This is a genomic window from Thiomonas sp. 13-64-67 (assembly GCF_002282795.1).
GTDB lineage: Bacteria > Pseudomonadota > Gammaproteobacteria > Burkholderiales > Burkholderiaceae_C > Thiomonas > Thiomonas arsenitoxydans.
In genome coordinates, this window is sequence record NZ_NCKP01000077.1 from 1 (window position 1) to 7,011 (window position 7,011).

Annotated in this window: 7 protein-coding genes; 4 read left to right on the forward strand and 3 right to left on the reverse strand. The window is 58.3% G+C overall.

Annotated elements, in window-relative coordinates:
- The 3 genes from B7X30_RS13980 to B7X30_RS13990 all read right to left on the reverse strand — a co-directional run.
- Nucleotides 1-441: KpsF/GutQ family sugar-phosphate isomerase (locus B7X30_RS13980; protein WP_286731346.1), on the reverse strand; the 441-nt coding region annotated here is incomplete at its 3' end.
- 94 nt (nucleotides 442-535) lie between these two features.
- Entirely contained in the window at nucleotides 536-1,171 is a 636-nt protein-coding gene (locus tag B7X30_RS13985) for a response regulator (RefSeq protein ID WP_041609081.1), read from the reverse strand.
- Nucleotides 1,164-2,084: a sensor histidine kinase gene (locus tag B7X30_RS13990; RefSeq protein ID WP_286731350.1), complete on the reverse strand. Its 921-nt coding sequence runs from the start codon at nucleotides 2,082-2,084 to the stop codon at nucleotides 1,164-1,166. Before B7X30_RS13990 ends, B7X30_RS13985 begins: the two co-directional genes overlap by 8 nt.
- On the opposite strand from B7X30_RS13990, the gene B7X30_RS13995 reads away from it, so the two are divergent.
- The 4 genes from B7X30_RS13995 to B7X30_RS14010 all read left to right on the forward strand — a co-directional run.
- A complete protein-coding gene (locus B7X30_RS13995) occupies nucleotides 2,064-2,435 on the forward strand; it encodes a hypothetical protein (protein ID WP_286731351.1) in 372 nt (123 codons plus the stop codon). The genes B7X30_RS13990 and B7X30_RS13995 overlap by 21 nt on opposite strands.
- 372 nt (nucleotides 2,436-2,807) lie before the next feature.
- Entirely contained in the window at nucleotides 2,808-4,382 is a 1,575-nt protein-coding gene (locus B7X30_RS14000) for a hypothetical protein (protein ID WP_286731352.1), read from the forward strand.
- Between the two features lie 60 nt (nucleotides 4,383-4,442).
- Entirely contained in the window at nucleotides 4,443-5,678 is a 1,236-nt protein-coding gene (locus B7X30_RS14005) for an acyltransferase family protein (protein WP_286731354.1), read from the forward strand.
- A gap of 67 nt (nucleotides 5,679-5,745) precedes the next feature.
- The coding region (locus B7X30_RS14010) for a hypothetical protein (RefSeq protein ID WP_286731357.1) at nucleotides 5,746-7,011 on the forward strand (1,266 nt) is incomplete at its 3' end.

The following is a 7,011-nucleotide window of genomic DNA, read 5'->3' on the forward strand; positions in this document are numbered from 1 at the left end:
CAGGATGTCGGCATGCCGCGCCAGGGTGGAGTCGGTGCGGCCGGTCATGCCGATGAGCGTGGCGCCCAGGCGCTTGACCTGCGGCACGATGCGGGTGAGTTCTTCGGTCTCGCCGGAGTTGGACAGGGCGAGGAACACATCGTCGCGCGTCACCATGCCGAGGTCGCCATGGCTGGCCTCGGCCGGGTGCACGAAATAAGCCGGCGTGCCGGTGGAGGCGAAGGTGGCCGCGATTTTTCGGCCCACATGCCCCGATTTGCCCATGCCCGACACCACCACGCGGCCGCCGCTCTGCAGGATGCACTGCACCGCCTGCGCAAATGCGCTCGACAGCGGCGGCGCGGCCAAGCGCTCACGAAGGGAAAGCAGGGCGCGGGCTTCGATATCCAGGGTGTCGCGCGCGAGTTGAACCGCGCGCTCAGGCGAGTAGGGGGTGTGCATCAGCGGCAGTATAAAAACCGCAGCGCGTTCTGTCTGATAGCACCGTCCCCGGACCTGCCGCTGCGCGTCAGATCCCCCCGAGGGGGGCGGCGGTTCAGCTCACGATGCCCTGATGCATGGCGTAGCGCACCAGATCGGCGTCGTTGTCGAGGGCGAGTTTGTGCATCAGCCGCGTCTTGTGCGTGCTCACCGTTTTGCAGCTGATGTGCAATTCGTCGGCGACCTGATTGACCGATTTGCCTTCGACCAGCCGCATGAACACCTGCATCTCCCGGTCGGAAAGACGGGCGTGGGGTTCTTCCGCCGCCTCGCCCTCGTTCATATAGTTGGCCAACTGCTCCGCCACGCCGGGCGTGAGGTAACGTCCGCCGTGCACCACCTTTTGAATAGCCTCGACCAGCACGTCGGGGCTGCAACCCTTGGTGAGATAGCCTGCCGCGCCGCCGCGCAGCGCGCGCAGCGCAAATTGCTGCTCGGGGTGCATGCTCAGAATCAGCACCGGCAGGTCTGGGTGCATGAGCTTGATGCGCTTGAGCAGATCGAGTCCGTTGCCTTGGGGCATGGACAGATCGAGTAGCACCACGCTCCACGACTGATCGCGGATGGATTGCATGGCGCGGGCGAGATCGCCGCACCAGACCGCCTGCATGTCGTTGGAGCCGAGAAAGCGCGCAAGACTTTCGCCCAGCAGCGCATGGTCGTCGATGATGAGCACGCGCAACTCATCCAAGGGCGTCTCCTGCGGATGGCTGGGGTTGGGCGGCGCCCGCGTCATCGCTCGACAGCGTAGGCCCCAGTGGCATGCACACCTGTACGCGCACACCTCCCCGCGGCGACTGGTCGAGTTGAAAGCTGCCGCCGAAGACTGCGGCGCGTTCGCGCATGCCCCGCAGACCCAGCGAGGGGCGGCTGGCCGGGGGCTCTTGCGGCGTGTAGCCGATACCGTCATCCTCGACTGAAATGCAGATCTGATGGGCCTCCACATCGACACAGCGTACCCAGGCCTGACGCGCCCGCGCATGGCGCACCACGTTCGTCAAGCCCTCCTGTGCGATGCGAAACAGCTCCGTGGCGATCAGTTCGCCGACCTCGCGTTTGTAGCTCAGCTCGGTTGACACCCGAATGTCATAGCGTTGGGCGTATTGCGCGGACATCCAGCGAAGCGCGGCCTTCAGCCCTAGGTCGAGCACGCTGGGCCGCAATTCGGACGCAACCCGCCGACCCGCCTCTGCCGCGGCGTGAATGAGCTTATCGACGTTGCCGAACAACTCCGGCGCCTGCGCGGCGCCAAACTGCTTGCGCAGCAGCGCCACATCCATCTGCAAGGCCGTGAGCACCTGACCCAGATCGTCATGAAGGTCGCGCGCCATGCGGGCCCGCTCCGCCTCGCGCACCGACTCCAGATGCGAGGCGATCTGCTGCAGGTCGCTGGAGAGATTGAGGAGTTGCGATTCGCGCAGATGACTCTGCGTGACGTTGAGCATGATGCCGGTGGATTCGGCCGCGAAGGCGTCGATGCTGCGCGTGCGCGCCCGCACATTCACCCACTTGAGCCCGTGCGGCGTATGCAGACGCCCTTCCCAGTTCCAGAAACCGGAGGCGACGCTGGTCTGCAGCGCCGCATGAAACGGCGCGAGATCCAAGGGGTCGATCTGGTTCAGAAGGTGCTGCGCGGAGTGCTGCAAATCAGTGGCCTGAACGCCACAAACCGGCAGGCAACAGGCGCTGGCAAAGTCGAAACGCAATTGCCCGCCGTCATGGCGCAGGCGGAACACAAAACCCGGGAGCTGGTCAACGAGCGCACGCAGGTCTGTGAAACCCTCCGGCGCCTGCGTTGCGCCGTGCGTCAGATCGGCATCGCCTGCCAAGTCGGCCAAGTGATCGGGTGTTTCATGGATGTGGCGCTGCGGCAACATGAGCTTGGCATGAGATGCGGTGGTTCAAAAATAGTGCGAGATCACAGCATTCGGGTTGTGAAATCTGGTCTCGACTAGAGAATTCAACGTACTTTTGGGTGACAGTCCTAGGTTATCAGAAAATTCTGACAAAAAAACCAGCAAATTCCGATACGCAAGTCAGAGCGCGCTGATCGATTCGTCTTAGGGAAAACTCGATAATTCACAGTCCCAAATGAGCATATTTTGGGGTCTGACGAGTCGCAGGCCTAGGCCTCGTCGAGGGGGGGGTGATCAGGACATGAGGCGAAGGTTTTAGTGCACCCTATATGTAACAAATAGTGCCTTTGTTTTGCGTTGTATTGCGGGGGCGGTTTCGAGTGTCATGAGTCGAAACAGTCTCATCTTGAGAGGGGCTTGATCGTGTGGTCGCAATGGGTGCACGGCTGGCGTCATAGTGAGGAAGTAGTCATGAATTCATTCTTTTTAAAAGCGGGAACTCTTGCTCTGGTGGCTTCGGTGAGTCTTGCGGGCTGCGGTGGCGGTGGCACGACGGATCTTGCTGCCGCCAATAATGCGACTGCAGGAACTGGCACGGCGGCGATCGCCAGTCCGCAGCCCACGATCACCGGCGGCAGTGCGAATAACGCACCGCAGGAGCCGACACCGACACCGACACCGGTGTCGGCGACCTGCGCCACTCCCAGTGTCACTCTGACCAGCGGTTTGGTCGACTACGGAAAGAACCTTCGTCCCTTTTCCTATTTGGCTAAGCCTGCCAAGGGAGCTCGGGTACAAGACCCCGATTTCCCGGGTACCCATATCGTCCGCGTGACGGACGCCTTGGCTGACTTCAAAGCGAATGTGGCGATGCCCGCCTACCCGACCACGCAGGGCTGGAATTGCAACGAATCGCGCTTTGTTTTGTATGTCACTGGCGCGCAGAGCGGTGGCAAGCAGGGATGGGCAATGTTTGACGGCAAGACCTACGCCTTCATCAAATTCCTGCCGATCAATCCTCCCGATATCGAGCAGTTCTACTGGAGTCATTCCGACCCAACCAAACTGGTCTATATAGACAACCGTGAAAACGGTGGCCAGATCATCATGAAAATGATGGAAATCAACGTCGAAACCGGCGTGCAGACGGTGTTGCACGACTTCATGCCTGATGTGAAGGCGCAGGGTTGGCCGACGACTGGCCCAGTGCGCGCCGGATATCCGTTCTATTCAGGCGGTGATCTGGAGTTGTGGGGGCTGGGCGCAGGCGGCATTCCGAACGTCAGCGGCCAGCTCGGCCTCAACGCCTTTGGCTTCAACGCCAAGACCGGCAAGATCACGCGCTACAACGGCATCCCCGTAGCGCAGGCGCGCGGCACCACGCCTTTCCCGCTCAAAAGCGGCAAGGGCTGGGCCTGGCCCGATTGGGCGAACCACACGACCGTGGTTTTCGACCTGAACGGCAATATCGTGCGCACCGTGCAGTTCGACGCCATCGAACACCTGGACAGTTCAGTCAACGCCAAGGGCGAAGACCTGCTCGTGGGCACGCAATATGATGGCCCATCGGGTAGCGGCAATCTGATGGTGGCGAATCTGGCGACCGGCGCCGTGTCCACGGTGATCGGCACGTCCAAGGGCGACGGCTACCCCCGCACCAGCACCCTCATCAGTTCGGGCGCCTGGAAGGTGCCGGGCTGGGTGGCGATGGGAGTGACCGGTTCACCCTACGGCAGTACCGCAGACAACGGCAGCAACAACGCCCCGGTGGCGAACCCGCAGACCTACATCGACCAGGAAGTTTCCATCGCCAATGTGGACACGGGTGTCGTGTTCCGCGTGGCGCATCACCGCAGCACAGGTCATTACAGCAACGCACCGGTGAACAACTATTGGGCGCAGACCAACGTCACCCCGAGCCCGAGCGGCACCCGCATACTGGTGCAGAGCGACTGGGGCAACGCTAATCCGAAGAGCCCAGTGATCAACCCGAATGCGCCGGTGGACACCTACGTGATCGAGTTGCCCGCCTATAAACCCAATTGAGGGAGCGAGAGTGACCCCACCCCGCTCAGTGCGGGGTGGGCATCGATGCACTGCAGTCCTATGATGCGGCACGCTTCGGGCGTGCCTTTTTTTCTTCGGGCGTGCCTTTTTTTATATGGCAGCGCCGCTCGAATCACTCAACCTCTTTTCAAATGGCCACTAATGGAAGAACGGCATCGCCTCAAGGTATTGGATGGATTAAGGGCCATAGCCATTCTATTGGTGATGGGATATCACTATTTTGTCCGGTGGACGCCGCCAGTCGCCCCAGATAATTTCTACCCATACGGGGGTTTTGGAGCGCACTTCTGGTTGTTTGAGTATGGCGATCTAGGGGTGCAGATATTTTTTGTGATATCGGGGTTTGTGATCAGCATGACCCTATTCAGGTGTCGCACGATAGGTCATTTTTTCTGGAAGCGGTTTGCGCGCCTTTTTCCAACGATGTTGATTTGTTCAGTATTTTCTTTTTTCATTCTGAATTTACTGCCACAAAATATTTTCATTCCTCAGATCAGAGATTTTATTCCGAGCCTGACATTCAGTGATCCGATCATCTGGAGTAAGATTTTTGGCGTGCCTTTCAAAGCGGTTGATGGGGCATATTGGTCTCTTTTTGTCGAGGTCAAGTTTTATTTTTGGATCAGTGTCATTTATTTTTTGGTAGGTTCTCGGTTGTTCTTTAGGTCTGTGGCGTTGGCATTTGGCGGCTTGGTGATATTTTATGTGCTGGCTCGGGCGCTAGACTTCCATCATCTCTGGGCAATCGATTTTATTTTTGTTATTGGCGCCTTGCCTTGGTTTGTGGCTGGCATTGGGTTTTATGCACTTTACGCAGATGCCAGCAGCCGAATGGCCTGGGTGTTACTAGTTGAGTCGGTTGTCGCCATTGCGGTGCTCAGGTTGGGGACGCATGTCGGAACCATCGCGCCTTATCTTGCTCTTGCATTTAGTTTTTTTGTTTTTTTGGCGATGATGAAACGCCCCGCCTGGGTGGCCTGGTTGGGCTATCCGCCGCTCGCGGCGATTGGGGTGGCCAGTTACAGCCTATATTTATTGCACCAATACATCGGAGTCGCCATTCTCGATATTGCACGCAATGCATTCGGCCCGGAATATCCGCAGCTAAGCGTGCTGCTTGCACCGACTTTAGTGGGGGCTCTGAATCTGATTTCTCTAGCTATTTATCACTACTGGGAAGCGCCAGCCAAAGATTTTCTTCTTGGCATGCGTTTGACCCGTCCTGCCATCCTGCACGGCTCTGGTGCATCTGAGCGCTCTGACAATGCCCCCTGATCGGTGTGTTGAAGTGTTTCTGAAGCGAGGATTTTGATCCGTATTCGGTTTTTTTGGGAGATTGAAAATGTTGCCTTCCCGTCGTCGATTCATTCAGAAATCTTTACTTTCCCTTCCTGCTGTTGGTGCTTTGTCCGCCTGCGGTGGAGGCGGGGGATCTGCGTCTGTTCAAAATTCCGGGGGCAGTCCTACAGCGGGCTTGAGTCCTGTGCCTGTTGTAGCCGGCGTTGATTTGTCGGCCGGGCTTCAGAATTACGGTCTGAAGCGTATGCCCTACAGCAAGCTGGCCAAGCCAGCAAAGGGGCAGACTGTGCTGGATCCGGATTTCGGCACACGGATTACGCGAATCACTGATTGTGTTTCTGATTTTAAAAATCTCTGCGCCGCGCCGGCCTATCCTACGGCCATGGCCTGGAACAGCGACGAGACGCGATTCATTCTGTATGTACCGGGTTCGACCATGCAGTCAGGAGGTCAGCAAGGTTGGGCCATGTATAACGGCACGACCTATGCGTTTATCAAATTTATAGACATCAATCCCGGAGATGTTGAGCAGTTTTATTGGGATCACCAGGATCCAGCTACTCTCTATTACATCGATAACCATTCAGTCGGCAGCACCATGCACGCCGACCTCACCGCGATCAACGTAGAGACGGGTGTCAAGACGGTGGAGTACAGCTTTCTGGATAATCTGCCTGCGGGCTGGCCGCGCACCGGCCCGGTACGCTGCGGTTACCCGTTCGCGCTAGGCATCAACTCAAAGGGCGAGCGCATTTGGGGACTGGGTGCGGGTGGCATCCCGAATATAAATGGCCAGCTTGCTTTGAATGTGTTCGGTTTCAACCAAACGACTAAGCAAATGGTGTTCTACGACACCCAGTACGTGGCGCAAGGGCAGGCGCGCGGCACGACGCCGTTTCCCCTGCTGTCGGGACAGGGCTGGGTCGCGCCCGATCCGGCCTCGCAGAATAGCCAGACCGGGCGTGTGTTCATTCTCGACATCAACGGCAAATACGTTCGAACCGTCAATTTCGATGCGTATGAACATTGCGACACGGCCATGAATGCCGCAGGCCACGACATGCTGGTCGGCTCGCAGTTCAACCGCGCCACGGGGGGTAATGGCAATGTCATCGTCGCTGACCTGAATACGGGGGCCATCCAGAATTTAGTGGGTGAGTCCAGTTCACCGGTGTTTGGTTATCCCGTAACGGGCAGCCTGACCGGTTCGCCTGAGTTCGACAGTTCGAAGCCGTTGCGCAGCCACAAACAATCGCCGGGGTCCTATGAATCAATCACTTGCAAGCGCTCGGAAGGGCGTTTTCAGATT

What these genes read in the sequence shown, in the direction of transcription:
- B7X30_RS13995 (WP_286731351.1), top strand. Translation starts at nt 2,064, where the DNA reads ATGAAACGGCGCGAGATCCAAGGGGTCGATCTGGTTCAGAAGGTGCTG.
- B7X30_RS14000 (WP_286731352.1), top strand. Translation starts at nt 2,808, where the DNA reads ATGAATTCATTCTTTTTAAAAGCGGGAACTCTTGCTCTGGTGGCTTCG.
- B7X30_RS14005 (WP_286731354.1), top strand. Translation starts at nt 4,443, where the DNA reads ATGATGCGGCACGCTTCGGGCGTGCCTTTTTTTCTTCGGGCGTGCCTT.